Origin of the sequence: Achromobacter sp. HZ01 (genome assembly GCF_003267925.1) — a bacterium.
Classification (GTDB): domain Bacteria; phylum Pseudomonadota; class Gammaproteobacteria; order Burkholderiales; family Burkholderiaceae_B; genus Achromobacter; species Achromobacter pulmonis_A.
The window spans coordinates 1858555-1885163 of the sequence record NZ_LWKV01000001.1 but is presented as its reverse complement, the minus strand read 5'-3'; the positions used below and the strand labels follow the sequence as shown (position 1 = coordinate 1885163).

27 protein-coding genes and 1 tRNA gene are annotated in these 26609 nt (G+C 67.0%); 24 read left to right on the top strand and 4 right to left on the bottom strand.

Annotated features, from left to right (window positions below; genetic code table 11):
• Positions 1–32 precede the first annotated feature (32 nt).
• From thrS to ptsP, 6 genes are all read left to right on the top strand, one after another.
• Entirely contained in the window at positions 33–1985 is a 1953-nt protein-coding gene (gene thrS, locus A6B37_RS08835) for a threonine--tRNA ligase (protein ID WP_111825493.1), read from the top strand.
• Between the two features lie 20 nt (positions 1986–2005).
• Complete coding sequence (gene infC / locus A6B37_RS08830; protein WP_102771646.1) at positions 2006–2554, top strand: translation initiation factor IF-3; 549 nt, start codon at positions 2006–2008, stop codon at positions 2552–2554.
• A gap of 168 nt (positions 2555–2722) precedes the next feature.
• Positions 2723–3691 carry a glutathione synthase gene (gene gshB, locus A6B37_RS08825; RefSeq protein ID WP_102771645.1) on the top strand — a complete coding sequence of 323 codons (969 nt, stop codon included), beginning with the start codon at positions 2723–2725 and terminating at the stop codon, positions 3689–3691.
• Between the two features lie 14 nt (positions 3692–3705).
• Positions 3706–4107, top strand: a complete 402-nt coding sequence (locus A6B37_RS08820; protein WP_102771644.1) for a PTS mannose transporter subunit IIA — start codon at positions 3706–3708, stop codon at positions 4105–4107.
• Positions 4108–4215: 108 nt separating this feature from the next.
• The gene (locus tag A6B37_RS08815) at positions 4216–4485 is read left to right on the top strand and encodes an HPr family phosphocarrier protein (protein ID WP_102771643.1); all 270 of its coding nucleotides are present in this window, start codon (positions 4216–4218) and stop codon (positions 4483–4485) included.
• 58 nt (positions 4486–4543) lie between these two features.
• Complete coding sequence (gene ptsP / locus A6B37_RS08810; protein ID WP_111825492.1) at positions 4544–6298, top strand: phosphoenolpyruvate--protein phosphotransferase; 1755 nt, start codon at positions 4544–4546, stop codon at positions 6296–6298.
• 255 nt (positions 6299–6553) lie between these two features.
• Here the strand turns inward: ptsP and amt are convergent, their stop codons facing one another.
• Positions 6554–7792, bottom strand: a complete 1239-nt coding sequence (gene amt, locus A6B37_RS08805; protein WP_102771641.1) for an ammonium transporter — start codon at positions 7790–7792, stop codon at positions 6554–6556.
• 36 nt (positions 7793–7828) lie between these two features.
• Positions 7829–8167: a P-II family nitrogen regulator gene (locus A6B37_RS08800; RefSeq protein WP_102771640.1), complete on the bottom strand. Its 339-nt coding sequence runs from the start codon at positions 8165–8167 to the stop codon at positions 7829–7831.
• A gap of 657 nt (positions 8168–8824) precedes the next feature.
• On the opposite strand from A6B37_RS08800, the gene A6B37_RS08795 reads away from it, so the two are divergent.
• The 9 genes from A6B37_RS08795 (at position 8825) to A6B37_RS08755 (ending at position 16257) form a co-directional block, all read left to right on the top strand.
• The gene (locus A6B37_RS08795) at positions 8825–9076 is read left to right on the top strand and encodes an accessory factor UbiK family protein (protein WP_102771639.1); all 252 of its coding nucleotides are present in this window, start codon (positions 8825–8827) and stop codon (positions 9074–9076) included.
• Between the two features lie 141 nt (positions 9077–9217).
• Entirely contained in the window at positions 9218–10741 is a 1524-nt protein-coding gene (locus A6B37_RS08790; RefSeq protein ID WP_111825580.1) for a YifB family Mg chelatase-like AAA ATPase, read from the top strand.
• A gap of 323 nt (positions 10742–11064) precedes the next feature.
• Entirely contained in the window at positions 11065–11262 is a 198-nt protein-coding gene (rpmI, locus tag A6B37_RS08785; RefSeq protein ID WP_102771638.1) for a 50S ribosomal protein L35, read from the top strand.
• 19 nt (positions 11263–11281) lie between these two features.
• A complete protein-coding gene (gene rplT, locus A6B37_RS08780) occupies positions 11282–11641 on the top strand; it encodes a 50S ribosomal protein L20 (protein WP_006218741.1) in 360 nt (119 codons plus the stop codon).
• A 77-nt stretch (positions 11642–11718) separates the two neighbouring features.
• Positions 11719–12741 (top strand): phenylalanine--tRNA ligase subunit alpha, encoded by a 1023-nt coding sequence (pheS, locus tag A6B37_RS08775; RefSeq protein WP_102771637.1) that lies wholly within the window; start codon positions 11719–11721, stop codon positions 12739–12741.
• A 13-nt stretch (positions 12742–12754) separates the two neighbouring features.
• A complete protein-coding gene (gene pheT / locus A6B37_RS08770; RefSeq protein WP_111825491.1) occupies positions 12755–15169 on the top strand; it encodes a phenylalanine--tRNA ligase subunit beta in 2415 nt (804 codons plus the stop codon).
• A 3-nt stretch (positions 15170–15172) separates the two neighbouring features.
• A complete protein-coding gene (locus A6B37_RS08765; RefSeq protein ID WP_102771635.1) occupies positions 15173–15514 on the top strand; it encodes an integration host factor subunit alpha in 342 nt (113 codons plus the stop codon).
• Positions 15515–15571: 57 nt separating this feature from the next.
• Positions 15572–16000, top strand: a complete 429-nt coding sequence (locus A6B37_RS08760; protein WP_111825490.1) for a MerR family transcriptional regulator — start codon at positions 15572–15574, stop codon at positions 15998–16000.
• Positions 16001–16180: 180 nt separating this feature from the next.
• A tRNA-Pro gene (locus A6B37_RS08755) sits at positions 16181–16257 on the top strand.
• Between the two features lie 171 nt (positions 16258–16428).
• Here A6B37_RS08755 and A6B37_RS08750 read toward each other — a convergent pair.
• Entirely contained in the window at positions 16429–17613 is a 1185-nt protein-coding gene (locus A6B37_RS08750; RefSeq protein WP_111825489.1) for an MFS transporter, read from the bottom strand.
• 255 nt (positions 17614–17868) lie between these two features.
• Here A6B37_RS08750 and A6B37_RS08740 point away from each other — a divergent pair, with 255 nt between their 5' ends.
• Complete coding sequence (locus A6B37_RS08740; RefSeq protein WP_111825487.1) at positions 17869–19146, top strand: rhomboid family intramembrane serine protease; 1278 nt, start codon at positions 17869–17871, stop codon at positions 19144–19146.
• A gap of 4 nt (positions 19147–19150) precedes the next feature.
• Here A6B37_RS08740 and A6B37_RS08735 read toward each other — a convergent pair whose 3' ends face one another.
• Positions 19151–19792 carry a hypothetical protein gene (locus tag A6B37_RS08735; RefSeq protein ID WP_111825486.1) on the bottom strand — a complete coding sequence of 214 codons (642 nt, stop codon included), beginning with the start codon at positions 19790–19792 and terminating at the stop codon, positions 19151–19153.
• 264 nt (positions 19793–20056) lie between these two features.
• On the opposite strand from A6B37_RS08735, the gene A6B37_RS08730 reads away from it, so the two are divergent.
• The 8 genes from A6B37_RS08730 (at position 20057) to A6B37_RS08695 (ending at position 26607) form a co-directional block, all read left to right on the top strand.
• Positions 20057–20794, top strand: coding sequence for a FadR/GntR family transcriptional regulator (locus A6B37_RS08730; protein WP_246842408.1), 738 nt, complete (start codon positions 20057–20059; stop codon positions 20792–20794).
• A 37-nt stretch (positions 20795–20831) separates the two neighbouring features.
• Positions 20832–22193 (top strand): Rieske 2Fe-2S domain-containing protein, encoded by a 1362-nt coding sequence (locus A6B37_RS08725; RefSeq protein WP_111825485.1) that lies wholly within the window; start codon positions 20832–20834, stop codon positions 22191–22193.
• Positions 22190–22759, top strand: a complete 570-nt coding sequence (locus A6B37_RS08720) for a 3-phenylpropionate/cinnamic acid dioxygenase subunit beta (protein ID WP_102771628.1) — start codon at positions 22190–22192, stop codon at positions 22757–22759. The genes A6B37_RS08725 and A6B37_RS08720 overlap by 4 nt, the downstream gene beginning before the upstream one ends.
• A 103-nt stretch (positions 22760–22862) precedes the next feature.
• Positions 22863–23855 (top strand): tripartite tricarboxylate transporter substrate binding protein, encoded by a 993-nt coding sequence (locus A6B37_RS08715; RefSeq protein ID WP_246842406.1) that lies wholly within the window; start codon positions 22863–22865, stop codon positions 23853–23855.
• A 5-nt stretch (positions 23856–23860) separates the two neighbouring features.
• The gene (locus A6B37_RS08710; RefSeq protein WP_246842405.1) at positions 23861–25045 is read left to right on the top strand and encodes an FAD-dependent oxidoreductase; all 1185 of its coding nucleotides are present in this window, start codon (positions 23861–23863) and stop codon (positions 25043–25045) included.
• A gap of 12 nt (positions 25046–25057) precedes the next feature.
• Positions 25058–25384 carry a 2Fe-2S iron-sulfur cluster-binding protein gene (locus A6B37_RS08705; protein WP_102771626.1) on the top strand — a complete coding sequence of 109 codons (327 nt, stop codon included), beginning with the start codon at positions 25058–25060 and terminating at the stop codon, positions 25382–25384.
• Between the two features lie 19 nt (positions 25385–25403).
• A complete protein-coding gene (locus A6B37_RS08700; protein WP_111825483.1) occupies positions 25404–25613 on the top strand; it encodes a hypothetical protein in 210 nt (69 codons plus the stop codon).
• A 16-nt stretch (positions 25614–25629) separates the two neighbouring features.
• Positions 25630–26607, top strand: a complete 978-nt coding sequence (locus tag A6B37_RS08695; protein ID WP_111825482.1) for a D-glycerate dehydrogenase — start codon at positions 25630–25632, stop codon at positions 26605–26607.
• The last annotated feature ends 2 nt before the right edge of the window (positions 26608–26609 follow it).

The window sequence follows — 26609 nt, the reverse complement described above, 5'->3', positions numbered from 1 at the left end:
TCAGTTTCCAGAACCTCCAGGAAAGACTCCCGATGGTACAGATCACATTGCCCGATGGTTCGCAGCGCCAATATCCGGGGCCGGTAACGGTCGCTGAAGTGGCGCAGTCGATCGGCACGGGCTTGGCCAAGGCCGCCCTGGGCGGGCGCGTCACGTTCGAAGGCGAGCAAGCCCGGCTGGTCGACACCAGCTTCCGCATCGAAGGCGACGCAAGCCTGGCGATCGTGACCGCCAAGGACGCCGACGGCCTGGATCTGATCCGCCATTCCACGGCCCACCTGCTGGCCTATGCCGTCAAGGAGCTGTTCCCGGACGCCCAGGTCACCATCGGCCCGGTAATCGACAACGGCTTCTACTACGATTTTTCGTACAAGCGTCCCTTCACGCCCGAAGACCTGGCCGCCATCGAAAAGAAAATGGCCGAACTGGCCAAGAAGGACGAAACCGTCACGCGCGAAGAGTGGTCGCGCGACGACGCCGTCGAATTCTTCAAGGGCATCGGCGAAAAGTACAAGGCCGAGATCATCGCCTCGATCCCCTCGAACGAGACGCTCAGCCTGTACCGCGAAGGCAACTTCATCGACCTGTGCCGCGGCCCTCACGTGCCGTCCACCGGCAAGCTGAAGGTCTTCAAGCTGATGAAGGTGGCCGGCGCCTACTGGCGCGGCGACAGCAAGAACGAGATGCTCCAGCGCATCTACGGCACCGCCTGGGCCACCAAGGAAGAACAGGACGCCTATCTGCACATGCTGGAAGAGGCCGAACGCCGCGACCACCGCAAGATCGGCCGCGAGCTCGACCTGTTCCATTTCCAGGACGAGGCCCCGGGCCTGATTTTCTGGCACCCCAAGGGCTGGACCCTGTGGCAGCAGGTGGAGCAGTACATGCGCTCCGTCTACCGCGACAATGGCTACCAGGAAGTGAAGGCGCCGCAGATCCTGGACATTTCGCTCTGGAAAAAGACCGGCCACTGGGACAACTACCGTGAAAACATGTTCACGACCGAGTCCGAGAACCGTGTCTACGGCCTCAAGCCCATGAACTGCCCGGGCCATGTGCAGATCTTCAACGCCGGCCTGCATTCCTATCGCGAACTGCCGCTGCGCTACGGCGAATTCGGCCAGTGCCACCGCAACGAGCCCTCGGGTTCGCTGCACGGCATGATGCGCGTGCGCGGCTTTACGCAGGACGACGGCCACATTTTCTGTACCGAAGAACAGCTCCAGGACGAATGCGCCGACTTCACGGCGCTGCTGCAGAAGGTCTACCGCGACTTCGGTTTCACCGAGGTACTGTACAAGGTCGCCACGCGTCCGGAAAAGCGCATCGGTTCGGACGAGGTCTGGGACACGGCCGAGGCGGCCCTGATGGAAAGCCTGCGCCGCACCGGCTGCGAATTCGAGATTTCGCCGGGAGAGGGCGCTTTCTACGGTCCCAAGGTGGAATACACCCTGAAAGACGCCATCGGCCGCCACTGGCAGTGCGGCACGATCCAGGTCGATTTCTCCATGCCCGTGCGCCTGGGCGCCGAGTACGTGGACCAGAACGACCAGCGCCGTCCGCCGGTCATGCTGCACCGTGCGATCCTCGGTTCGCTGGAGCGTTTCATCGGCATGTTGATCGAAAACCACGCCGGCGCCATGCCGCCCTGGCTGGCTCCGGTGCAGGCCGTGGTGTGCTGCATTTCCGAGCCTTCGGCCGATTATGCGGCCCAAATCACGCAAAGCCTGAAAAAACAAGGCTTTAGAGTGGAGTCCGATTTGCGCGGTGAAAAAATCACTCGTAAAATTCGGGAACACAGCCTGCAAAAGGTTCCGTACATCCTGGTCGTCGGCGACAAGGAAAAACAAAACGGCACCGTCGCCGTCCGCGGGCTGGGTGGTCTGGACCTCGGCGCCATCGCCATCGACGAATTCGTCGCGCGACTGGCCGAGGACGTCTCCACCCGCCGCGACGTCAATCAACCCGATAGCAGCGCTGCTTAACATTTCTAGGAGCTTTCAACATCGCCACTGAAAAAGCCAATCGCATCAACGGTGAAATCCGCGTCCCCGAGGTGCGCCTGATAGGTCTGGACGGAGAACAGCTCGGCATCGTCAAGATCGCCGAAGCGTTCCGTCTTTCCGAGCAAAGCGACGTGGATCTGGTGGAAATCGCGCCGAACGCCGAGCCGCCGGTCTGCCGTTTGATGGACTACGGCAAGTTCAAGTACCAGGAGCAGAAGCGCCAGGCTGAAGCCCGTTCCAAGCAGAAGGTCATCCAGGTCAAGGAAGTCAAATTCCGTCCGGCCACCGACGAGGGCGACTACCAGGTCAAGCTGCGCAACCTGCGCCGCTTCCTCGAAGAAGGCGACAAGGCCAAGGTGACGCTGCGTTTCCGGGGCCGCGAAATGGCCCACCAGGAACTCGGCATGCGGGTACTCGAACGTGTGCGCGACGATCTGCTGGAACTTGCCCAGGTCGAAGCCATGCCCAAGCTCGAAGGCCGTCAGATGGTCATGGTGCTGGCGCCCAAGAAGAAGGCCGCGCCCTCGGGCAAGTCCGAATCGGCCTGAGCGCCGGGAGGCGCCCTTAGCCGGGATCGCCTTCAGCACGGTTGCCCGTAGAACCCGCCGTCCGCGCCGTGGACCGGCGGGTTCGCTTATTGGGCGGCTCTGCGCTACGATGTCAAAAAGAAAGCCGCCTTCCCGCGAGGGAAGGCGGCGTCCGTTCAGGGTGTCGCGATGCACGTATTGTTCGTTTTGGATCCCTTGCCGCTGCTCAAGGCGTACAAGGACAGCTCGGTTGCCATGATGCGCGCTCTGGTCGCGCGCGGCCACACGCTCAGCGTGGCCATGCAGGGCGACCTCTACATCGAGGAAGGCACGGTCAAGGCCGTGACCACCCCCATCGAACTGGTCGCGGACGCCGATCTGCACGGCCACGACTGGTGGCGCGAATCCGCGGCGCAGGACCTGCCGCTGGCGGATTTCGGCGCGGTCGTCATGCGCAAGGACCCGCCGTTCGACATGGAATATGTGTATTCCACCCACCTGCTCGAATATGCCGAGGCGCAGGGCGCCCGGGTGTTCAACGGCGGCGCCGCGATCCGCAACCATCCGGAAAAGCTGGCGATCACCGAGATCAGCGAGTTCACCGCGCCCACGCTGGTGACCCGCAACATGGCGCGCCTGAAAGCCTTCCACGACAAATACCAGGACGTCATCGTCAAGCCGCTGGACGGCATGGGCGGCACCGGCGTGTTCCGGCTCCAACCCAAGGACCCGAACCTCAACGCCATCCTGGAAACCCTCACCGAAGACGGCGCGCGCACCATCATGGCGCAGCGCTACATTCCCGAGATCGTCAACGGCGACAAGCGCATCCTGCTGATCGGCGGCGAGCCGGTGCCATATTCGCTGGCCCGCATTCCGCTGGCCGGCGAAACCCGCGGCAACCTGGCGGCCGGCGGGCGCGGCGTGGCGCAGGAGCTGTCGCCGCGCGACCGCGAAATCGCCGAGGCCGTGGCGCCCAGGTTGGCCGCGCGCGGCCTGTTGCTGGTCGGCCTGGACGTCATCGGCGATTACGTCACCGAGGTCAACGTCACCAGCCCCACCTGCTTTGTCGAAATCGCGGAACAGACCGGATTCGACGTCGCGGGCATGTTCGTCACGGCGCTGGAACGGGCTGTGGCGGGCAAGACCGCGGCCTGAGCCGGGGCGCCGCCATGGCCACGGGTATTGTCATCGTCGTGCACGCGCCCCTGGGCGCGGCGATGCGCGAATGCGCCAGCCACGTCATGGGCGACATCGACGGCATGCTGGCCATCCACGATATCCAGCCCGAGGACCGGCCGGACGATCTGGCGCCCGACGTGCTCAAGGACATCCTCGAACAGGAGCACGGGGGCGGGGTGCTGGTGCTGACGGACCTGATCGGCGCCACGCCCGCGAACATCGCCAAACGGGCCGTGGCCGACGCGCAGGCGCAGGGCATCCAGTGCTGCGTGCTGGCGGGGCTGAACACCCCGATGCTGCTGCGGGCGCTGACCTACCGCAACCTGCCCCTGGCCGAAACCCGCGAAAAAGCCCTGTCCGGCGGAGTGCAGGGCGTCTTGCGTGTAGACTGACGGGCGGTAATTTGCCCTATCATGTCGGCTGATATTTTCGGCTGACATCCGGTTCGACGTTTTGCTGCAATCCTCACCGCGGTTCCCGCCGCGGCCATAATTCTTCCTATGCCTAATACAGACATCGTCATCAGCAATAAACTTGGCCTGCACGCCCGCGCGGCCGCCAAGCTGACGCAACTGGCCAGCAAGTTCTCAAGCGAGATCTTCATCTCGCGCGGCGCGCAGCGCGTGAACGCCAAGAGCATCATGGGCGTCATGATGCTGGCTGCCGGGCTGGGCGTGACGGTGCGGCTGGAGGCTTCGGGCAGCGATGCCGAGCAAGCCCTTGCCGAAATTGAAACTCTGTTCGATAGCAAATTCGGTGAGCAGGAATAGAACTTCTTCTGAATCCGCCGGCCTGAGCGCGGCTCGGGCCGGCACGTCTGCGACCCTCATGGACACACACGACGGGGCTGGCTGTGCCAGCCCCGTCGTGTGTCTTTACGGCAAAGGCGTCGCCAAGGGATATGCCATCGGGCGCGCCGTCGTCATGGGCGCGGCGGCGCTCGAAGTCGCGCACTACCGCATCGCACCCGAGGACGTGGCCGCCGAAAGCCGGCGCCTGACCGACGCCCTGGCTTCGGCGCAGCAGGAACTGCTGCAACTAGCCGAGACCTTGCCGGCCGACGCGCCGCGCGAGCTGGGCGCCATGCTGAACGTGCACAGCCTGCTGCTGGGCGACCCGCTGCTGGCCGAGCAGACGCTGGCCCTCATCGCCGAGCGCCACTACAACGCCGAATGGGCGCTGACCACGCAGGGCCAGATCCTGGGGCAGCAGTTCGACGCCATGGAGGACGAGTACCTGCGCGAGCGCGGGGCCGACGTGCGCCAGGTCATCGAGCGCGTGCTGCACGTGCTGGCGGGCTCCTCGGCGATCTTGCCCGACATGTCCCACATGGGGGGCGACGACGCGCTGGTGGTCGTGGCCCACGACATCTCGCCGGCCGACATGCTGCGCCTGCGCGGCGGGCGTTTCGCGGCCTTCGTGACCGACCTGGGCGGGCCCACCTCGCATACCGCCATCGTGGCGCGCAGCATGGGCGTGCCCGCGGTGGTGGCGATGGGCAACGTGCGCGAGCTGGTTCGCGACGGCGACATGCTGATTATCGACGGCGCGGCCGGCACGGTGATCGTCAATCCCTCCGACCGCATCCTGCAGGAATATCGCCGCCGCCAGTCCGCCTATGCGGACGAGCGCGCCGAACTCAGCCTGCTGCGCGACGAACCGTCGATCACGCTGGACGGCATCGACATCGTGCTGCACGCCAATATCGAACTGCCGGACGAGGCCGCGCTGGCGCTGGCCTCCGGCGCGCACGGCATCGGCCTGTTCCGCAGCGAGTTCCTGTTCATGGGGCGGCCCGACCTGCCGGGCGAGGAAGAGCAGTACGAAGCGTATTCGTCCGTGGTGAAGGTGATGGCCGGGCGGCCGGTCACGATCCGGACGCTGGACATCGGCTCGGACAAGACGCTGGACGGCGAGGCCACCGTGGCCACCAACCCCGCGCTGGGGCAGCGCGCCATCCGCTATTGCCTGGCGCGCCCGGAAATGTTCGCGACCCAGCTGCGCGCCATCCTGCGCGCCTCGGCCCACGGACCGGTGCGCCTGCTGATACCCATGATCGCCCACATGCACGAGGTCGTGGCGACCCGTGCGGCCATCGAAGCGGCGCGCCGCGAACTCGACGCCCGCGGCCAGCCCTACGCGGCGCACATGGACGTGGGCGCCATGGTCGAGGTGCCCGCTATCGCCATTGCCATCGAGCCTTTCGCGCAGGCGCTGGACTTCCTGTCCATCGGCACCAACGACCTGATCCAGTACACGCTGGCGATCGACCGCGGCGATCACGACGTGGCCGGCCTGTACGACCCGCTGCATCCGGCCGTGCTGCGCCTGGTCGCGCACACCATCAATGCCGGCGAACGCGCCGGCAAGCCGGTCGCGGTGTGCGGCGAAATGGCGGGCGATTCGCGCATGACCCGCCTGCTGCTGGGGCTGGGCCTGACCGAGTTCTCCATGCACCCGCAACAGCTGCTGGACGTCAAACGCGAAGTGCGCCGCGCCCACTCCAACGCCCTGCGCGTCAAGGTGGCCGCCGCCCTCAACCGCGCCCTCCCGGTCGACCTGGACGCCCTGGGCCCCGGCTGAACCGCGCCCAGCCGCCACAGACAAAAAAGCCCGGAGCCACAAGCCCCGGGCTTTTTTTTCGACAGACTGAGACGCCGCCTCCCCGATCGGGGCCGCCTTGGATCCGGCTTTGCCGGTCCAAGCGCGGCGCCCCCTTGAGGGGGAGGCGCCTAAGGCGCCTCGGGGGTGGGGGTCCACCCTCTTGGATCCGGCTTTGCCGGTCCAAGCGCGGCGCCCCCTTGAGGGGGAGGCGCCAAAGGCGCCTCGGGGGTGGGCCTAAGAGTGATAAGCCGATTCGCCGTGGCTCGTCACGTCCAGGCCCTCGCGTTCCTGGTCTTCCGGCACGCGCATACCGCATAGGGCATTGGCGATCTTGTAGGCGATCCAGGCCACCACGCCGGACCAGACCACGGTCAGCAGCACGCCTTCGAGCTGCACCCACAGCTGATGGCCGATCATGCCGGCCTCGGCCAGGCCGGGACCGCCCAGGACCTGGGCGTTGAACACGCCGGTCAGCAGGGCGCCGACGATGCCGCCCACGCCGTGCACGCCGAACACGTCCAGGGCGTCGTCGGCGCGCAGCAGGCGCTTCAGGCCGTTCACGCCCCACACGCAGACCGCGCCGGCGACCACACCGATAACCAGCGCGCCCACCGGGCCGACCAGGCCGGCTCCCGGGGTGATGCCGACCAGGCCGGCGACCGCGCCGGAGGCCGCGCCCAGCATCGAGGGCTTGCCCTTGACGGCCCATTCCGTGAACAGCCAGGCCAGCACGGCGCCCGCAGTGGCGATCATGGTGTTGAAGAAGGCCAGCGTGGCGTTCTCGTTGGCGGCCAGCGCGGAACCGGCGTTGAAGCCGAACCAGCCCACCCACAGCAGGGCCGCGCCCACAAAGGTCATGGGCAGGTTGTGCGGCTGCATGGCTTCGCGGCCGTAGCCCACGCGCTTGCCCACCACATAAGCGCCCACCAGGCCGGCCACGCCGGCGTTGATGTGCACCACGGTGCCGCCGGCGAAGTCCAGCGCGCCCTTGGCGTTGAGCAGGCCGGGCGCCGTCTCGGACGCGAACCACACCATGTGGGCGATGGGCACGTAGGCGAACGTGAACCAGATCACGGTGAACACCAGCACTGCCGAAAAGCGCGCGCGTTCGGCGAAGCTGCCGACGATAAGCGCGCAGGTGATGCCGGCGAACGTGGCCTGGAACGACGCGAACAGCAGCTCCGTCAGGGTGTTCGACATGGCGTAGGCGCCGTCCGCCGGATTGAAGATGCCGGCGAAAAAGGCGCGCGACAGCCCGCCGAAGAAGGCGTTGCCCTCGGTGAAGGCCAGCGAATAGCCATAGATGAACCACAGCACCAGGCCCAGCACGAACGTGCACAACACTTGCAGCAGCACCGACAGCACGTTCTTGCTGCGCACCAGGCCGCCATAGAACATCGCCAGACCGGGTACGGCCATCATCAATACGAGCAGGGTAGAGACGAGCAACCAGGAGATATCCGCTTTATCCATTTTCAGGCTCCATTGAGTCTTTATTTATTTGTTCGTTCAGAGCGCCGCTTCGCCGGCTTCGCCTGTTCTGATCCGGATCACCTGTTCCAACGGGGCGGTGAAGATCTTGCCGTCGCCGATCTTGCCGGTGCGGGCGGCCATTTCGATGGCCTCGATGACCTGGTCGACCAGGTGGTCGGGCACGGCGGCCTCGATGCGCAGCTTGGGCAGGAAGTCGACCGCGTATTCCGCGCCGCGGTAGAGCTCGGTGTGGCCTTTCTGGCGGCCGAATCCCTTGACCTCGGTAACGGTCAGCCCCTGGACCCCGATCCCGGACAGAGCCACCCGCACTTCGTCGAGCTTGAAGGGCTTGATGATGGCGATGATGAGTTTCATGGCATTTCCTCTCATGGTTGCACGTTGGCTCCGGGTATCAAGCAAAGTCCGTGCCATGTTTGCGCACGCGGGAGGCGCCCCGGTGCACGCCCGCAACCGTGCCTTGCCGCACCGAGGTGGTGCGCGCGAGCCGTGTCGCGGCCTCAAGTTGGTGCGCGGTCTGCACCGTTCGGAACATGCAACCAAACATGTTTCAAATCCGATATGTGTTGCAAATCAATGCAACGTATATTTCGATAAATATCTGCATATACCCCTAATTTCACGGCCCGATTGAACCGCGCAACGGGCCGCTCAGCCTTGCGGCATGAGGCTTTCGCATGGAATCACGAGCGCGCGGCGAGCTGCCGCGATGAGGCGGAATCGAGGACTGTTGCGGTTTTTGCTGATACGAGGGTTTACACGCACGAGCTTGTTGCGCGCGTTCGGGTGAAGAAGAATCGAACACAGTTCCTGTCGTCATGAAGACGGCACGGGCCGCAGGCCGCGGCCCGACGGGTACCGATGTTGGTAGGGGGTTGCCGCCATGGCAGCCCGGTTTTCTCCTGTGCTTTGAAGGGCGGTCACCGCATGCGGCCCGCCCTTTTTTTTCGTCCCGGGAAAGCGCGGCGCGGCGACGCATTACACTTGAGTCATCAAGAACATCGTGAGGCCGTCATGAACAATCGCACCCAGTGGATGGAAGACATCCAGAAGAATCTCTCCGACCTGATCGCCCGCAGCCCGGCCGCGGACGTGGAGCGCAACGTGCGCGCGATGATGACGCAGGCGTTCTCCAAGCTGGACCTGGTGACGCGCGAGGAATTCGACGTGCAGGCCGATCTGCTGGCCCGCACCCGCGCCCGCGTGGACCAGCTGGCCGCGCAGGTGGAGCAGCTGGAAACCCGCCTGTCCGCGCTGGAAAAATAATTCCGCGCCAGCCGTATGCCGCGGCCGCCTTCGGGCGGCCTTTTTTATCGGCGCCCGGCGGGACCGATTTGTCGCGCCGGCGCCGACGGCGCGGCGGTCTTTGCCGATACTGGCGGTTTGCATCCCTTTCCGGAGGCCGCCTTGACGCTAGCGGTGCTTGCCAGCCGGGCCCTGTGCGGCCTGGATTCCCACGCGGTGCGCGTGGAGACCCACCTTGGCCCGGGCCTGCCCAGCTTCAATGTGGTGGGCCTGCCCGACACCGAGGTGCGCGAGAGCCGCGAACGGGTGCGCGCGGCCATCCTGAACAGCGGATTCGAGTTTCCGCCCGGACGCATCACCGTCAATCTTTCGCCGGCCGACATACCCAAGGAATCCGGCCGCTTCGATTTGCCCATCGCCCTGGGGCTGCTGCTGGCTTCGGGCCAGTTGGCCGCCGCCACGGGCGAGGCCGGGCCCGCGCCCGCGCCGGCGGCGCTGGCCGATCTGGTGCTGGCCGGCGAGCTGTCCTTGACGGGGGCGCTGGTGCCGGTGGCCGCGCCGCTGGTCATCGCGCTGAGCGTGGCGCGCGAAGCGCCCGGCGCCAGCCTCATCCTGCCCGCGGGCAGCGCCGAAGAGGCGGCCTGGGTGCCCGGCCTGCGGGTGCTGTCGGCGCGCAGCCTGGCCGACGTGGCCGCGCATGCGGCCGGCGCGTGCCGGCTGCCTGACGCGATTGCCCGTCCCTGGCCCGACGCCGGGCCGGGTCCATGCCTGTCGGACGTGAGGGGCCAGCCGGGCGCGCGGCGGGCCCTGGAAGTGGCGGCGGCGGGCGGCCACAGCCTGCTGATGATCGGTCCGCCGGGCGCGGGCAAGAGCATGCTGGCCGCACGCCTGCCCGGCCTGCTGCCGCCGCTGGCCCGCGCCGAGGCGCTGGAGGCGGCCGCCGTGGCGGCCCTGGCCGGCCTGCCGGATGCGCCGATGGGCCTGCCGCCGTTCCGGGCGCCGCATCACAGCGCCTCGGCGGCCGCGCTGGTGGGCGGCGGCAGCCGGCCGCGCCCGGGCGAAATCAGCCTGGCGCACCACGGGGTGCTGTTCCTGGACGAACTGCCGGAATTCAGCCGGCGCACGCTGGAGGCCCTGCGCGAGCCGCTGGAGGCGGGCAGGGTGGTCATCGCGCGGGCGCTGCATGCCGCGCAGTTTCCGGCGCGCTTCCAGCTGGTCGCCGCCATGAACCCGTGCCCCTGCGGCTGGCGCGGCCATTCGGCGCGGGCCTGCATCTGCACGCCGGACCAGGTGGCGCGCTACGCCGGCAAGATCTCCGGCCCCTTGCTGGACCGCATCGACCTGCACGTGGCCCTGCCGGCCTCCGACCCCGACTGGCTGTCGGGTCCGCCGGGCGAGCCGTCCGGCCCGGTGCGCGAGCGCGTGGTGCGCTGCCGCGAGCGCCAGCTGCAGCGCCAGGGTAAGCCCAACGCCGCGCTGGCGGGCGCCGAACTTGACGCGCATTGCCGGATGGACGCCGAGGCCGCGGCCCTGCTGGCGCAGGCCATGCGCCGGCTGGGCGGCTCGGCCCGCGCCCAGCACCGGGCGCTGCGGGTCGCCCGGACCATCGCCGACCTGGAAGGCGCGCCGCTGCTGGCCGCCAGCCACGTCGCCCAGGCCGTGCAGTACCGGCGCACCGGCGTATGATCGTGGCGGCCCGGTCCCGTCGGCCGCGCCCGCCCGTCGGCTCGACAAACTGCGGGAAATCACCATATAATCAAAGGCTTTCCCGGATCTGGGCTTTTGGATTTGTCCGTTTTCGGGGAAAGGGTTCAGGCGAAGCGCCTGGGCCTGGGTGGCGACACCCGAGTAGTACCCCAAGCAGTACCCCCCAGAAGTGGCAACAGGTACACCAAGTTTTGCCGTAGCGCAGCAGGGCTTGGCCGGTGGTTTAACGCCGGCCATACACGCGAGGCAAGCACCTGGCGTCATATAAATCAACAATGCGTGTTTTAGTTTAGGGAATCAACATGCCCAAGATGAAAACCAAGAAAAGCGCCTCCAAGCGCTTTAAGGTTCGCGGCAGCGGCTCCATCAAGCGTGGTCAGGCGTTCAAGCGTCACATCCTGACCAAGAAGACCACCAAGAACAAGCGCCAACTGCGCGGTTCGGCTGCGGTCCATGACTCCAACGTGGCCTCCGTCAAGGCCATGATGCCTTTCGCTTGATATATAACGGAGATCTACTATGCCTCGCGTCAAACGCGGCGTAACCGCCCGCGCCCGTCACAAAAAAGTCATTGCCGCCGCCAAGGGTTACCGTGGCCGCCGCGGTAATGTGTTCCGTATCGCCAAGCAAGCGGTCATGCGCGCTGGCCAATACGCCTACCGCGACCGCCGCAACAAGAAGCGCACGTTCCGCGCTCTGTGGATCACGCGTATCAACGCCGCCGTCCGCGAGCATGGCGTGAGCTACAGCGTGTTCATCGCCGGTCTGAAGAAGGCCTCGATCGAACTCGACCGCAAGGTCCTGGCCGATCTGGCCGTGCGCGACAAGGCCGGCTTCGCCGCCATCGTGCAGCAAGCCAAGGCTGCCTTGGCTGCCTGATCGCGCGCTTTAACTCATCGCGCATCGCTGCGAACGGGGCTGTAATGGCCCCGTTTGCGTTTTGAAGGCTGGATTTCATGACTCACACGGTTGACGACCTGGTCTCCCAGGCGCAAGAACGGTTCGCCGCGGCCACTGACGCCGCCGCGCTGGAAAACGCAAAGGCTCGGTTCCTGGGCAAGGAAGGCGCGCTGACGGTGCTGCTGAAAGCCCTGGGCAAGCTCGATCCCGAGCAGAAGCGCGAGATGGGCGCCAGGATCAATCAGGCCAAGCAAAAGGTCGAGGAACTCCTGAACGCGCGCCGCGCCGCGCTGGCGCAGGCCGAACTGGACGCCCGGCTGGCATCCGAAACCATTGACGTCACGCTGCCGGGACGCGGTCGCGCGCCGGGCGGCATCCATCCGGTCATCCGGACCTGGGAAAGAGTGGAAGAAATCTTCCGCTCCATCGGCTTCGACGTGGCCGACGGCCCCGAAGTCGAAAACGACTGGACCAATTTCACCGCGCTGAACAATCCGCTGGACCATCCGGCGCGGTCCATGCAGGACACGTTCTACGTCGACATGAACGACGCCGACGGCCTGCCGCTGCTGCTGCGCACGCACACCAGCCCCATGCAGGTGCGTTACGCCCGCATGAACAAGCCGCCCATCAAGGTCATCGCGCCGGGGCGCACCTATCGCGTCGACAGCGACGCCACGCACTCGCCCATGTTCCACCAGGTCGAAGGGCTCTGGATCGCCGAGGACATCTCGTTCGCCGACCTGAAGGGCGTGTACACCGATTTCCTGCGTTGTTTCTTCGAAAGCGACGATCTCGTCGTGCGTTTCCGCCCGTCGTTCTTCCCGTTCACGGAGCCGTCCGCCGAGATCGACATGATGTTCACCTCGGGTCCGAACCGCGGCCGCTGGCTGGAGATTTCCGGCTCGGGCCAGGTGCATCCGCAAGTGGTGCGCAACTTCGGCCTCGATCCCGAGCGCTACATCGGCTTCGCCTTCGGTTCCGGGCTCGAGCGCCTGACCATGTTGCGCTACGGCGTCAACGATCTGCGCCAGTTCTACGAAGGCGATTTGCGCTTCCTGCGCCAGTTCAACGAATAACCCACGGCTGATCATGCAATTTCCCGAATCCTGGCTGCGTACGCTGGTCAATCCCCCGATCGCAACCGACGAACTCGCGCACCGGCTCACGATGGCCGGCCTGGAAGTCGAAGACACCGTGCCCGCCGCGCCCGCGTTCTCGGGCGTGGTGGTGGCCCACATCGTCGAGATCGCTCCGCATCCCGACGCCGACAAGCTGCGCGTCTGCCAAGTGGACGACGGCTCCGGCGAGCGTCTGCAGATCGTCTGCGGCGCGCCCAACGCCGCGGCCGGCCTGAAGGTGCCGCTGGCCCGCGTGGGCGCGGAACTGCCCGGCGGCATGAAGATCGGCGTGGCCAAGATGCGCGGCGTGCAATCGTCGGGCATGCTGTGCTCGGCGCGCGAACTGGGCCTGTCGCAAGACCATGCCGGCCTGCTGGAACTGCCGGCCGACATGGTGGTCGGCCAGTCGATCCGCGAAGCGCTGGACCTGGACGACACGCTCTTCACCCTGAAGATGACGCCCAACCGCGCGGACTGCCTTTCCATCCTGGGCGTGGCGCGCGAAGTCGCCGCCCTGACGGGCGCGCCGCTGTCGGTGCCCACGGCCGCCGCCGTGCCCGTGACGCTGGACGAGCGCCTGCCGGTCAAGGTCGAGGCGCCCGATCTGTGCGGCCGCTTCGGCGGCCGCGTGATCCGCGGCGTCAACGCCCGCGCCGCGACCCCTGAGTGGATGAAGACGCGCCTGGAGCGCGCCGGCCAGCGTTCGCTGTCGGCCCTGGTCGACATCTCCAACTACGTCATGCTGGAACTGGGCCGCCCCTCGCACGTGTTCGATCTGGACAAGATCCAGGGCGACCTGTGCGTGCGTTGGGCCCGCGAAGGCGAGACCCTGGAACTGCTGAACGGCCAGACCGTGACCCTGGACCCCAAGGTCGGCGTGGTCGCGGCCGGCGACCAGGTCGAAAGCCTGGCCGGCATCATGGGCGGCGAAGCCACCTCGGTCACGCTGGATACGCAGAACATCTACCTGGAGGCCGCTTTCTGGTGGCCGCAGGCGCTGGCCGGACGCGCGCGCCGCTACAAGTTCAGCTCGGAGGCCAGCCACCGCGGCGAACGCGGCGTGGACTTCGCTACCATTGCCGAGCACATCGAATTCATCACGCGCCTGATCGTCGACATCTGCGGCGGCCAGGCCGGCCCGCTGGACGACCAGATCGTCAACCTGCCCAAGCGCCTGCCGGTGCGCATGCGCCTGGCGCGCTGCCACCGCGTGCTGGGCGTGCCGGTCACGCAGGCCGAGGTCGCCAAGATTTTCGCCAGCCTGGGCCTGGAGTACACGGTCGAGGGCGACGACTTCGTCGTGACGCCGCCGTCCTACCGCTTCGACCTGGAACTGGAAGAAGACCTGATCGAAGAGGTCGCCCGCATCTACGGCTTCGAGAACATTCCCGCCGTGCCGCCGATGGCGCGCGCCAAGATGTTCTCGCAGCCCGAGATCCGCCGCGGCAACCACGCGCTGCGCCGCCTGGCCGCCGCGCAGGACTACCAGGAAGTGGTGAACTACAGCTTCGTCGAAGCCGACTGGGAACGCGACTACGCCGGCAATGACAGCCCGGTGCGCCTGGTCAACCCCATCGCCAGCCATCTGTCGGTCATGCGCTCCAGTCTGATCGGCGGCCTGGTGGCCAACATCCGCCACAACGCCAACCGCAAGCAGTCGCGCGTGCGCGTGTTCGAACTGGGCCGCGTGTTCCTGCGCGACGCCTCGGTGCAGGACGGCCCGCTGGAAGTGGCCGGCGTGCGCCAGCCGCTGAAGCTGGCGGGCGCCGCCTGGGGCCCGGCGGTGGAAGAGCAGTGGGGCGCGGCCACGCGCCAGGTCGATTTCTTCGACGTGAAAATGGATGTGCAGGCGCTGTTCGGCGCGCGCGGCCAACGCCTGCGCTTCGAAGCTGCCGTCCATCCGGCGCTGCATCCGGGCCGCAGCGCCCGCATCGAACTCGACGGCCGCGAAGTCGGCTGGATCGGCGAACTGCACCCGCGCTGGGCGCAGCAGGCCGACCTGACGCACGCGCCCGTGGTCTTCGAACTCGACGTCGCCGCCCTGTCCGAAGGCGAACTGCCGCAGGTCCGCGAACTGTCGCGCCAGCCCGTAGTCATGCGCGACCTGGCGCTGTGGGTCGACGCCCAGGTGTCGGTCCAGTCCATGCTGGACACCGTCGCGGCCGCCGTCAAGGCGGACCCGCAGCTCGCGGTGGTGCAGGACGTGCGCCTGTTCGACGTGTGGCGCGAGAAACCGCAGGGCGGCGAACCCGTCACCGAGAAAAGCCTTGCTTTCCGGTTCTGGCTACAGGACACTGAAGTCACGCTGGACGAAGCCCGGGTGGCCGACTGCCTGGCGCGCATCAAGGACGCCTTGGTGGCCGCGCACGGCGCGCGCCAGCGTTGAACCATGGGGAACAGTATGCTTGCCGAGCCACGCACCCTGACCAAGGCCGAGCTGGCCGAACTGCTTTTCGAGCGGGTCGGCCTGAACAAGCGCGAAGCCAAGGACATCGTCGATACTTTCTTCGAGGAAATCCGCGACGCCCTGGCGCGCGGAGACTCCGTGAAGCTCTCGGGCTTCGGTAATTTCCAGGTGCGCGACAAACCGCCGCGCCCGGGCCGCAATCCCAAGACGGGCGAGACCATTCCCATCGCCGCGCGGCGCGTGGTGACCTTCCATGCGAGCCAGAAACTCAAGAGCGTGGTGGAGCAGGCGACGCCTGCTGCATCCGACGACACCGCGGAGTGATACGCTTTGTCGGTAATTGTTATCGGCACTCGACGTATCGCGGCATAAAATCCTCTTATGACACGTACAGAATCCACCGTTACCTTACCGCCCATTCCCGCCAAGCGTTACTTCACCATCGGTGAAGTGAGCGACCTGTGTGGCGTCAAGCCCCATGTCCTGCGGTACTGGGAACAGGAATTCACGCAGCTCAAGCCGGTGAAACGGCGCGGCAACCGCCGCTACTACCAGCATCATGAAGTGCTGCTGATCCGCCGCATCCGTTCCCTGCTGTACGAGCAGGGCTTCACCATCAGCGGCGCGCGCAACCGCCTGGGCGATGCGCGTGACGTGCCGCACGACCAGGACGCCGCCGTGCGCCTGTCGGGCGCCGAGATGCAGGCCCTGCGCAACGAGCTGGGCAACGTCTCGACGATGCTGGCCGAAGCCCTGGGCACTTCGGCCGGCGCTGCCGCAAGCAACAACGGCGCCGCGTCGGCAGCCTGAATCCGGACATGATGACGGCGCATCGCGCCGCCATCCGCAGTACCTCGCGCCCCGTGCGCAGCCGTAAGCAGGCAGTAATGCAATCGGCGCACTCGGGGCGCAAATTTTTTTAAGTATTCAGCACTTTTTTTGCACGAATGCGTGCAAACATTTTTTAGGTCTGCTATACTCTTTTTCTTTCGGGGCGTAGCGCAGCCTGGTAGCGCACTTGCATGGGGTGCAAGGGGTCGCGAGTTCGAATCCCGCCGTCCCGACCAGTAGTTCCAAGGCCGTTAGTGAGATACTCACTAACGGCCTTTCTCATTGTGGGCGTGAGAGCAAACAGACGATTGAAGCAGCTTTGGGTCGCGCGTATTGGCGCAAATGCGTGACGCAAATGCGTGACGCAAATGCGTGAGGCAAATGCATGAGGCAAATGCGCTTGGCGATTATCGCTTTCCCGCCTTGAACGCATCCCACACCGTCAACCACACCCCCATCACCACTCCGCCCATCAACACCCCAGCAGCCAGATACCCGTTGCCATTCGCAAGCAGCGCGGACGCCGGCGGTACGAAGACCAGTATGGAAACGTTGTTCAGCGTTTCCGCCGCGGCCAGCACCGCGCCTTTGTCGTGGTGCGCGCGATGGGCGAGCACGGTGGTCGATAGCGGGGCGCCGGCGCCCAGGGCAGCGCCCCAGGCGGCCAGGCAGACGAGGGCGGCGGGCAGCGGCAGGGCAAGAAAATGGAAGGCGCCGATGGCGGTGGCCAGCAGTGCGGTGGTGCAGACCAGCGCGCGTTCTTCGCTTGCGGCCAGGCGCCGCAGCCAGCCGGCCGAGAGGTTGCCGATGCCCAGGCCGATGCCGAATGCCGCCGCGCTCAGGCCCACGCCGGCGACGTCGAGTCGATAGCGCTGGCGCAGGACCTCGCCCGACAGCAGGAAGGCGCCTACGGCGGTGCCGTTCCACAGGCCTTTGGCGAGCATGGGGCGCACGATGGGCCAGCGGCGCAGCCATTGCAGGCCTTGCGGTCTGGGTGCCGCAACGGGTGCGCGGGTTTTCGGGATGGCGCTGCGTCCGATCGCGAACGCGGCCAGGCATCCGGCGGCGGCCAGGATGAAGGGGGCGCGCCAGCCCAGCCAGCTGGTGAGCAGGCCGGCGATCGCGGGGCCGCTTGCGATGCCCAGCGTCATGCCGAGCATGACGGCGCCCATGGCGGATGCGTGGCGGGCGCGCGGCATGGCGTCGGCGATCAGCGCGAAGGCGTTGGGAATGATGACGGCCGAGGCCAGTCCGCCGAAGATGCGCAGCGCCACGGCGGCTTCGAAGCTGGGCGCGAAGGCGATGCCCAGGCCGTCGACGGAGAACGAGAGCAGGGCGATCAGCAACAGGCGGCGGCGGTCGACGCGGTCGGACAGGTGGCCGAGGATGGGGGCGGCGATGGCGTAGGCGAGCGCGTAGCTCGATATCAGCCACGTGGTCTGGGCGGTGCCGGTGCCAAAGGCGGCGCCGAGCGGGTTCAGCATGGCCGCAAGCATGAATTCGCTTGCGCCGACGAAGAACACCGAGAGGGAAAGCACGGACAGCAGCGCGCGCTGTCCGCCCTTGCGGGCAACAGTTTTGGAATCAGGCATGGTCGATCTCGCGGAAGCGCGAAATGGATGGAGGAAAACGGAAGGGGAGTTCGTCGCGTGGGGAAGGCCGCGAGGGCTTGCGACGTTGGGCGGCGCGCTGACAGCGCAGAGGCCGGGAGAGTCGGGCCGGCCGTTCGACCGGACCTGCGTGTGCATGATACGCGGTTTTGCGGGGCGGTTCCAGGCGCCGGCCGCGGACGCGGCGCGGCTTGGTTAAGATAGCGCTCGTCTCATCGATCCGTCCGGTCCGTACGCATGCCGCTAATCAAAAAACTGTTTGCCTGCAAGATCACGTTTCTGTTGATCCTCTCCAATCTCGCGGTCTACCTCGCGGCCGGATACCTGGATACACGGGCTTTCGAGAGCCTGAGCCAGGGGTCTTTCCTGATCGATTGGGGCGCGAACGTGCCGGCGCTGACCATGTCGGGCGAGTACTGGCGCCTGTTTACCAGCATGTTCCTGCATGTCGGTTTTCTGCATCTGGCGGTCAATATGCTGGCGCTGTGGTCGCTGGGGACCATACTGGAGGCGCGCATGCGTTCCCCGGTGTTCCTGGGGGTGTATCTGCTGTCGGGTTTGTGCGGCAGCCTGGTGACGGCGCTGTGGCACCGCGAGGACTTTTTCGTGAGCTGCGGCGCGTCGGGCGCGATCCTGGGGATTTTCGGGGCGGCGCTCGTCTATGGACTGCATGACCGGCGCATGGGGCGTGCGCACGTGCCGCCGGCCAATCTGCTGTTCAGTCTGGTGCTGACTTTCGGCGCGGGGTTTGTGTTCAACGTCGATAATGCGGCGCACGCGGGCGGACTGGTGGCCGGGGCGGTGCTGGCGGTCGTTGCGCTTTTCGGCGAACGGCTGCGGCCGGCGGCGCAGGCCGCCGTGCTGGCGGCCGCTGCCGTGATCGGCGCGGTGGCGTTGGCCGCGGTGGCGTACAGCCAGTACGATCGCGGCATGCAGGAACAGATCGCGGCCGCGCGCTTCCAGGACACGCTGGGCAAGATGGGCCTGCTGGGCATCGGGCGGGCGGCGGGCAATGTACTGTTGCTTGACGATTGCATCGCCGAGGCGCTGTCGGCGGCCTCGCGCGACGGCACGCCTGCGCCGGACCTGCGCGGTTGCGCGGACCCGGGCGACAGGGAGCAGGCCTTGTTGGCGAGGTTCATGCCGCAGTGGTATCGGACGTGCCAGGTCCAGGCCGCCGGGCTGCGCGGGCTGTACCCGGACGCCGGCGCGCAGGAGGCGTTGGCGACGGTGGACCGTTACTGCGGGCTTCAGACGCGGATCTATGCGTCGATCTTCCAGCAGGCGCCGGCCGATTTCGACGTTAAGGAAGCGATGCAGACCCGGCTGGTGTTGCGGGTGCTGCTGGACGAAGGCGCGGGGTTCCTGCTGGATCAGGGCTGGAACTTCGGGGCGGACCCGGAAAAGCTGCGCGCGCAGGCGAATGCGCTGCGCGACATACTGGAGGCGCCGGGCGAGCTGGCGACCGCCGTCGTCGATGAGTCCGGGTGCCCGTACTGGAGTTGCGCGCGCTAGCCTGCTAGAGCCACACGGTGGTCACGAGCACGGCGCAACCCGCGGTGGCGGTGGCCGCCATGATGATGCCGAGCCGGCTTCCAAGCTTGCGGTCCTTGCGGCCGACGTTGGGGTTGGCGTCGTTGGCCGATCGCAGTTCTTCCCAGGTCGAGGCGCTGCCGGCCTGGCGGCTGCGCGACTCGGCCGTGGCGCGGGTGCGGCTGCGGGCCTTGCGCACCAGCCGCAGCGCCGGGCAGGCCAGGATGGCGCCGGCCAGGAACAGCGCCAGGGCGCCGACCGCGCCGGCGGTATAGGCGGGGTCGCCGGGCGCCGCCAGCAGGATGGCCGCGGCCAGCAGGCCGATGAAGTTCAGGCCGGCCAGCGCCTTGAGCGCCTGCACGCCCCAGACGCCGGTGGCTTCTTCCGAGAAGTCGCCGACGGATTGCCAATAGGCGGCGTCCTTGGACGCAGCCTGGAAAAAGAATTCGAGATCGCGCTGCAAGGCCTCGCCGTATCGGTCGGCGGGCGGGGTGTCGCGGTGCCATTGGATGGCGAAGTTGCGGCTGCGATCGGCATCCGCGTGGTGCCTGGCCGCCCAGGCGTTCGCCAGGCGGAGAGCGGCGTCGATCGTCAGTTCACCCAGGTGCGCGTCAACAGCGTCTTTCATCGTTGTCATCCCCATATATGGGACATTCTACCGGGCCTGAGGAGGACGGCAGGGGGCATCGCATCAAGCCGCCGATGAAGTAATGAGCCTGTGCGCGGCGGCATCCGCGCTTTCCCTAGTATGCGGTGGAATTTTTATACGATTATCATATTTTCAACGCCGTCGCCCCGCGACCGGCGCACACAGCCGAGGCAACGCGGGCTGGCACTATGAACGTTTTCGGATGGAAACTTCTTTATGCCTACTTCAGCTTCTCGTTCACTGTTGAAAAGGGATTCGGTCGCGCCCGTCGCATCGGAACCCAATCTGACCGACCGCGTCACCGAAATGCTGCTGGAAGAGATTACCAGCGGCGACTACCAGATCGGCGAAGTGCTGCCGCCGGAGCAGATCATCGCCACCCGCATGGGCGTTTCCCGCACCGTGCTGCGTGAAGCGGTTTCGCGCCTGAAGGGCGACGGCATCGTGCAAAGCAAGCAGGGCCGCGGGCTGACCGTCATGCAGACGGCGCGGCCGTCGGTGCTGCGGATGCAGGCCGCCGATATCGGTGACGCCGAACAGGTGCTGCGCATCGTCGAATTGCGCCGCGGCTTCGAGATCGAGGCTGCGCAGCTTGCCGCGCAACGGCGCAGCGAGGAAGACCTGGCCGCCATGCGCCGGGCCCTGCACATGATGGCCGATGCGATCGCCACCGGCGACGTAGCGGCCGGCGTGGACGCCGATATGGAGTTTCACCGCTGCGTGGCGCGTGCGACCCGCAATGAACACTACCTGAATTTCTTCGATTTCCTGGCGGTGCTGCTCAAGAAGAACCTGCGCGTCTCGCGCTCGCGCTCGGCCAAGGTGGCCGGGCGTGGGGCGCAGGCGCAAAAGGAACACGAGGCCTTGTTCGCCGCCATCGAAAAAGGCGATGTGGAGCTGGCGCGGCGGCAGGCGCGCAGCCATGTCGACAACACGGAAGCGCGACTGCGCACGGCGGCGGCCACGGCGGAAAAGCCGTAGCCCTCCGCCAGCGGGCAATCTTCAAGGGGAAGTGGCGATGGGGCAGAAAACGATAGACGAACTGGTGCGCGCCGATGAAGGACTGATCAGCCGCTCCATCTTTGTCGACGACGAGATATTCCAGCGGGAACTGCGGCAGGTTTTCGCGCGGGCCTGGCTGTTCGTGGGCCACGAGAGCCTGGTGCCGAATCCGGACGATTATTTCGTCTCGCGGATGGGCACCGAATCGGTGATCCTGACGCGCGACCGGCAGGGCCAGATCCAGGTCATGCTCAACAGCTGTGCGCACCGTGGCATGAAGCTGTGCCGCTACGACCACGGCAATAACCGGACCTTCACCTGTCCGTATCACGGCTGGAGCTTTTCCACCGACGGCAAGCTGGTGGAGCGGCCCGGCGAACTGGTCGGCGTGCCGGGGCACGCCACGCACTACAAGGGCGAGCTGGACAAGAAGCAGTGGGGCCTGAAGACGGTGGCGCAGGTGGTCAACTACAAGGGCGCCGTGTGGGCGACCTGGGACCCGGACGCGCCGCCGTTCCTGGACTACCTGGGCAATATGCGGCTGTACCTGGACGCGGCGCTGGATCATCGCGACGGCAGCCCGGGCGGCTCCGAGGTCATCGGAGGCGTGCAGAAATGGCGGGTCAAGTGCAACTGGAAATTCGCGCCCGAGAATTTCATCGGCGATCTCTACCACGATATCAGCCATCGCTCCGTGGACATCGTCGGCATTGGGCCTGGCGGCGGCAGGGGCCGGCGCGATCCCTCGGTGACGCGGTCGGCGATCTGTTTTCCGGAACTCGGGCACGGGCTGCTGGGCCGGCTGCCATTCTACGAGGAAGGGCCTTACGCGCCGCAATATGCGCGCTATCCGGAAGTGGAGGCCTATTACCGCGAAGTGCATGAACGCCGCGTGCGCACGCTGGGCTCGGCGATGCGCGTGCAGACCAGCGTGGGCACGATTTTTCCGAACATGTCGTTCCACGGCCGCCAGCCGCGCACCCTGGCGGTATTCCATCCGATCAGTCCCACCGAAATGGAAATGTGGCGCATGTACCTGGTGGACAAGGATGCGCCCGAAGCGGTCAAGGAGGCCGCCCGCCATTACTTCCTGCGCTATTCCGGCCCCGGCGGCATGACCGAGTCGGACGATATGGAGAACTGGACCGGCGCCACCGAGGCCAGCATGGGCGCCATGTCGCGCGAACTCTATTTCAACTACCAGATGGGCGTGGGCCACGCCGAGCCCGTGCCGGAGATTCCCGGGTGCGCGGTCAACGGCGAGTACACCGAGGAAAACGCGCGCATCTATTACCGCCGCTGGGCGCAATTCATGAACGGCTGGTCCTGGGACCAGCTGATGGCGGGCGCCGCGCGCGCCAAGGAGCAGGCGGCATGAACGCGCCCACCGACAAGACGCCCGAGGCGGCGCTGGATTGCAGCATCGACGATATGCAGATCTGGTGGCAGGTGCAGCGCTTCATGCACCATGAGGCCGATCTGCTCGACCACCGCGAGTTCGACGCCTGGCTGGAGCTGCTGGACGAGGACATCGCTTACCGCATGCCGCTAACGCGCAATGTGCGCCGCGACGCCCTGGCGCAGGAGTATTCGGGCGCGCGCGACGCCGCCTGGTTCGACGAGGGCATCGATACGCTGCGCCAGCGGGTCGCCCAGATCAGGACCGGCATTCATTGGGCCGAGGAGCCGGCCTCGCGCGTCTCGCACCTGGTGACCAATATCCGCGTGCTGGGCGTGACGCAGGATGCGGAAGGCGGCGAGCGCGTGCGGGTGCGCTCGCGCTTTCTGATCTACCAGAACCGCCTGCAGGCGGAGGTCAGCCTGTTCGTCGGCAAGCGCGAAGACGTGCTGCGCCGGCGCGACGGTCGCTGGAAGCTGCTCTCGCGCGAGATCCACCTGGACCAGAACGTTCTGTTATCCAAGGCGCTCACGATCTTTTTCTAGCGCCGCTTCGCGGTGCCGGCCCGACTGCCGGCGTTCGATGGTTTTCCTTCCGATCAGGGCCTGTCCGCTGAGGGCGCGGCACGCCCCTACCTGGAGTCGCAGCATGCATAGACGCACTGTATTGAAAGCCTTGGCCGCCGCGGCCGCGATGGGAGCGGCCGGCGCGCCGCGGGCGGGCGCGGCGGCCTTTCCTTCCAGGCCGATTCGCCTGATCGTGCCGTACCCGCCGGGCGGCGTGACGGATGTGGCCGGACGGCTGGCCGGCGAGATCCTGAGCAGGAAGTTCGGGCAGCCGGTGGTGGTCGAGAACCGTCCCGGCGCCAACGGCATGATAGGCAGCCAGCAGGTGGCGTCGGCGGCGCCCGATGGCTATACGCTGCTGCTCAACGGATTGGGCGGCATGGTCCTGCCGATGGCCACGGTCACGGGGCTGCCGCTGGACACGGCGCGCGCGTTCACGCCGATCGGGCAGATGGCGGAGTTCGTCAATGTGCTGATCGTGCGCGCCGATTCGCCGATCCGCAGCGTCGCCGACCTGCTCGCGGCGGCCCGGGCCCAGGGCGAGGAAGCGCTCAAGTACGGGTCGAACGGCGTGGGAACGTCGGTGCACATGACCACGGCGTTCTTCGCACAGCGCGCGGGCATCGACCTGCTGCACGTGCCGTACAAGGGCAGCGGCGAGATGCTCATCGACGTGGTCAACGGCAACCTGGACTTCAGCTTCAGCAACCTGCCGCCCGTGATGGGCCTGATCCGCAAGGGCTCCATTCGGCCGATCGCGGTCACCAGCGGCTATCGCAGCAAGCAGTTGCCGGACGTGCCCACCATGGCCGAGCAGGGCATGGCGGATTTCGACGTGACCAGTTGGCTGGGCCTGTACGGCCCGGCCGGCATGCCGGCCGACGTGGTGCAGGCGCTGAGCGCCGCCTTGGAGCAGGGCATGGGCCAGGCCGCCTCGCGCGAGACGCTGAGCGCCGCCGGCTTCGAGCCCAAGCCTTCGTCGGCGGCCGCCTTCGCCGAGCTCAATCGCGCGGAGCTGGTCCGCTGGAAGCAGGTCGCGACGCGCGCCAATGTATCCCTGAAGTTCGGAGCCTGAGTCGTATGGAAGATCTTTCCCGCTTGCGCCACGTGCATACGGCCATCGTCGGCGCGGGACACGCCGGCGTCGAATGCGCCTGGGCGCTGCGCGCGGCCGGCATCGAGGGCGACCTGGCGCTGTTCGGCGCCGAAGGGCACGCGCCCTACGAGCGCCCGCCGCTGTCCAAGGCCCTCTTGACCGGCTCGACCAGCGAGGAGCGCATCGCCTTGCGCGCCGGCGAGGCCTACGAAAAGTCGCGCGTGACTTTCGTGGCGGGCGATCCGGTGGAGCGCCTGGACACCGCCGCCCGCGTCCTGCTCACGCGTTCCGGTCGCCGCGTGAGCTACGAGCATTGCGTGCTCGCGACCGGTGCGCGGGCCCGGGACATCGCAGGCGTGGCGGGCGCAGGCGTGCATGCGGTGCGCGGGCTGGACGATGCGCGCCGCCTGCGCGCAGCGTTGCGCCCGGGCAGCCGACTGCTGGTGCTGGGCGCGGGATACCTGGGCCTGGAAGCGGCGTGCTCGGCGCGCAAGCTGGGCGCCGAGGTGGCGGTGCTGGAGCAGGGCGGCCAGGTCATGGGCGGCAAGGTGTCCGAGCCGACCGCGGCGCGCATCGGCGCCATCCACCGCGACGCCGGCATTGCGATACGGCACGGCGTGGCGGTGCAGCGCTGGGAGCGCACGGCGGCGGGCTGGCGCGCACACCTGGTCGACGGGTCCGTGGAGGAAGCGGAGCTGGTGCTGGTGTCCGTCGGCGCGGTCGCGGAGACGGGGGTGGCCGAAGCGTCGGGGCTGGACTGCCTGGACGGCGTGGTGGTGGATGAATGCTGCCGGACCTCCGCGCCCGGCGTATATGCGATAGGGGATTGCGCCAGCGCTTTCCGCAGTGAATTGCAGCGCCATGCGCGCATAGAAAGCGTGCAGAACGCGCTGGCCCAGGCGCGCATCGCCGCCGCCGCCATCGCCGGCAAAAGCGTCCCCGCGCCGCGTCCGCCGACCTTCTGGTCCGAGCAGCACGGGCGCCGGCTGCAGATGGCGGGACTGGTGAACCCGGCGCAGCCCTGCCGCGACGTGCTTTTGCCCACGGCCAAGGGTTGGCTGGTGGAGCGTTATCAGGGAGGCCGGCTGGCGGCGATAGAAGCCGTGGACAGCCCGGTCGAGTTCATCAAGGGCGTGCCGCGCATCGGCACGCTGGAATCAGCCTCGTGAAAAGGTGGTCATATGTCTTCTGCAGTTTTTGAATTGCCGGATGGCGCCGAACTGGTGCTGGACGTTCCCGATGACTGGTCGCTGATGGAGGCCGCCAGGCGCGACGGCCTGGAAGGCATCGTCGCAGAGTGCGGCGGGGGCGCCATCTGCGGCACCTGCCACGTGCAGGTCGATCCGGCCTGGTTCGACCGGCTCGAACCGCCGGGCATGGCCGAGGAGGCGCTGCTGGAGGTGGTGCCCGAGCGCTGCGCGACCAGCCGGCTGTCCTGTCAGGTGATCATGAGGCCCGAGCTGGACGGCATCCGCCTGCGCGTGCCCGCGACGCAGCTCGCGCTGTAGCCCGCCGGGAGCCGCCGCCATGGCCGACAACAAATCCATCAACCTGGTCGATCTGCGGCCCGGCGTGCGCGTGCGCATGGCCGACGGCGCCGTCGCCGAAATCGTGGAGAACCCGCAGGACGGGTTCTGGCTGATCGTCCGCTACCTGAGTCATCCCGGGGATCCCTCCCCGGCCGACGCCGGAGAGCAGCAAGTGTTCGCCACCGACGTCGAATCGATCGAACCCTGAACCTTATGGAGCCGCAATGAGCCAAAAACCGAAAATCATCGTATCCGCGCCGGTGCCCGCCGATCTGCGCGAGCGTGTGGCCGCCGCCTGTGAAATCATCGACGTGCCCGTGGGGCAGAACCCCGCGCAAGCCGTGCCCGAGGCGCAGCGCGCCGAAGTCGCTGGCATGGTCTGCACGGTGCGCACCCGCGTGGACCAGGCGTTGCTCGACGCTTTTCCCGCGCTAGCCGTCAGTTCCAATTTTGCCGTGGGATTCGACAACGTCGATCTGGACGCGGCCAACCGCCGCCAGGTGCTCATCTGCAATACGCCCGGCGTGCTGGACGGCGCGGTCGCGGACGTGACCATCGGCCTGATGCTGTGCCTGGCCCGCAACCTGGTGGCCGGCGACGCGTTCGTGCGCAGCGGCGCCTGGACCAAGGGCGCGTTTCCACTGACCACGGACATACGCGGCAAGACGCTGGGCCTGCTCGGCATGGGCCGTATCGGCAAGGTGGTGGCGCGCACGGCGCAGGCTTTCGACATGAAGGTGATCTATCACAACCGGCGCGAGGATCCGTCGGTGCAAGGCCTGGCCGCCTACGTCGGGCGCGACGAGCTGTTCAAGTCCTCGGACGTGCTGAGCATCCACATCCCGTTGTCGGCCGAGACGCGCCATTCCGTGGGCAAGCGTGAATTCGAGCTGATGAAGCCTACGGCTTATGTCATCAATACGGCGCGCGGCCCGGTGCTGGACGAGGCGGCGCTGGTCCAGGCGCTGCGCAGCGGCACGATCGCCGGCGCCGGCCTGGACGTGATGGAGCAGGAGCCGCTGCCGCCGTCCAGCTCCTTGTGCGAGCTGCCCAACGTGGTGTTGCAGGCGCACGTGGGCAGCGCCACCCACGAGACGCGGCGCGCCATGATCGACCTGGCGGTGGCCAGCCTGCTGGACGCGCTGGCCGGGCGCAAGCCGCAGGCCATGGTCAACCCGCAGGTGTGGGAAGCCCGCGGCTGAAC

What these genes read in the sequence shown, in the direction of transcription:
- gshB (WP_102771645.1), top strand. Translation starts at nt 2,723, where the DNA reads ATGCACGTATTGTTCGTTTTGGATCCCTTGCCGCTGCTCAAGGCGTAC.
- A6B37_RS08800 (WP_102771640.1), bottom strand. Translation starts at nt 8,167, where the DNA reads ATGAAACTCATCATCGCCATCATCAAGCCCTTCAAGCTCGACGAAGTG.
- A6B37_RS08750 (WP_111825489.1), bottom strand. Translation starts at nt 17,613, where the DNA reads ATGCCTGATTCCAAAACTGTTGCCCGCAAGGGCGGACAGCGCGCGCTG.
- ptsP (WP_111825492.1), top strand. Translation starts at nt 4,544, where the DNA reads ATGGACACACACGACGGGGCTGGCTGTGCCAGCCCCGTCGTGTGTCTT.
- A6B37_RS08725 (WP_111825485.1), top strand. Translation starts at nt 20,832, where the DNA reads ATGGGGCAGAAAACGATAGACGAACTGGTGCGCGCCGATGAAGGACTG.
- A6B37_RS08720 (WP_102771628.1), top strand. Translation starts at nt 22,190, where the DNA reads ATGAACGCGCCCACCGACAAGACGCCCGAGGCGGCGCTGGATTGCAGC.
- thrS (WP_111825493.1), top strand. Translation starts at nt 33, where the DNA reads ATGGTACAGATCACATTGCCCGATGGTTCGCAGCGCCAATATCCGGGG.
- A6B37_RS08820 (WP_102771644.1), top strand. Translation starts at nt 3,706, where the DNA reads ATGGCCACGGGTATTGTCATCGTCGTGCACGCGCCCCTGGGCGCGGCG.
- A6B37_RS08815 (WP_102771643.1), top strand. Translation starts at nt 4,216, where the DNA reads ATGCCTAATACAGACATCGTCATCAGCAATAAACTTGGCCTGCACGCC.
- amt (WP_102771641.1), bottom strand. Translation starts at nt 7,792, where the DNA reads ATGGATAAAGCGGATATCTCCTGGTTGCTCGTCTCTACCCTGCTCGTA.
- A6B37_RS08760 (WP_111825490.1), top strand. Translation starts at nt 15,572, where the DNA reads ATGACACGTACAGAATCCACCGTTACCTTACCGCCCATTCCCGCCAAG.
- A6B37_RS08705 (WP_102771626.1), top strand. Translation starts at nt 25,058, where the DNA reads ATGTCTTCTGCAGTTTTTGAATTGCCGGATGGCGCCGAACTGGTGCTG.
- A6B37_RS08700 (WP_111825483.1), top strand. Translation starts at nt 25,404, where the DNA reads ATGGCCGACAACAAATCCATCAACCTGGTCGATCTGCGGCCCGGCGTG.
- A6B37_RS08710 (WP_246842405.1), top strand. Translation starts at nt 23,861, where the DNA reads ATGGAAGATCTTTCCCGCTTGCGCCACGTGCATACGGCCATCGTCGGC.
- A6B37_RS08765 (WP_102771635.1), top strand. Translation starts at nt 15,173, where the DNA reads ATGGGGAACAGTATGCTTGCCGAGCCACGCACCCTGACCAAGGCCGAG.
- A6B37_RS08715 (WP_246842406.1), top strand. Translation starts at nt 22,863, where the DNA reads ATGCATAGACGCACTGTATTGAAAGCCTTGGCCGCCGCGGCCGCGATG.
- pheS (WP_102771637.1), top strand. Translation starts at nt 11,719, where the DNA reads ATGACTCACACGGTTGACGACCTGGTCTCCCAGGCGCAAGAACGGTTC.
- A6B37_RS08695 (WP_111825482.1), top strand. Translation starts at nt 25,630, where the DNA reads ATGAGCCAAAAACCGAAAATCATCGTATCCGCGCCGGTGCCCGCCGAT.
- rplT (WP_006218741.1), top strand. Translation starts at nt 11,282, where the DNA reads ATGCCTCGCGTCAAACGCGGCGTAACCGCCCGCGCCCGTCACAAAAAA.
- rpmI (WP_102771638.1), top strand. Translation starts at nt 11,065, where the DNA reads ATGCCCAAGATGAAAACCAAGAAAAGCGCCTCCAAGCGCTTTAAGGTT.
- A6B37_RS08740 (WP_111825487.1), top strand. Translation starts at nt 17,869, where the DNA reads ATGCCGCTAATCAAAAAACTGTTTGCCTGCAAGATCACGTTTCTGTTG.
- A6B37_RS08735 (WP_111825486.1), bottom strand. Translation starts at nt 19,792, where the DNA reads ATGAAAGACGCTGTTGACGCGCACCTGGGTGAACTGACGATCGACGCC.
- pheT (WP_111825491.1), top strand. Translation starts at nt 12,755, where the DNA reads ATGCAATTTCCCGAATCCTGGCTGCGTACGCTGGTCAATCCCCCGATC.
- A6B37_RS08795 (WP_102771639.1), top strand. Translation starts at nt 8,825, where the DNA reads ATGAACAATCGCACCCAGTGGATGGAAGACATCCAGAAGAATCTCTCC.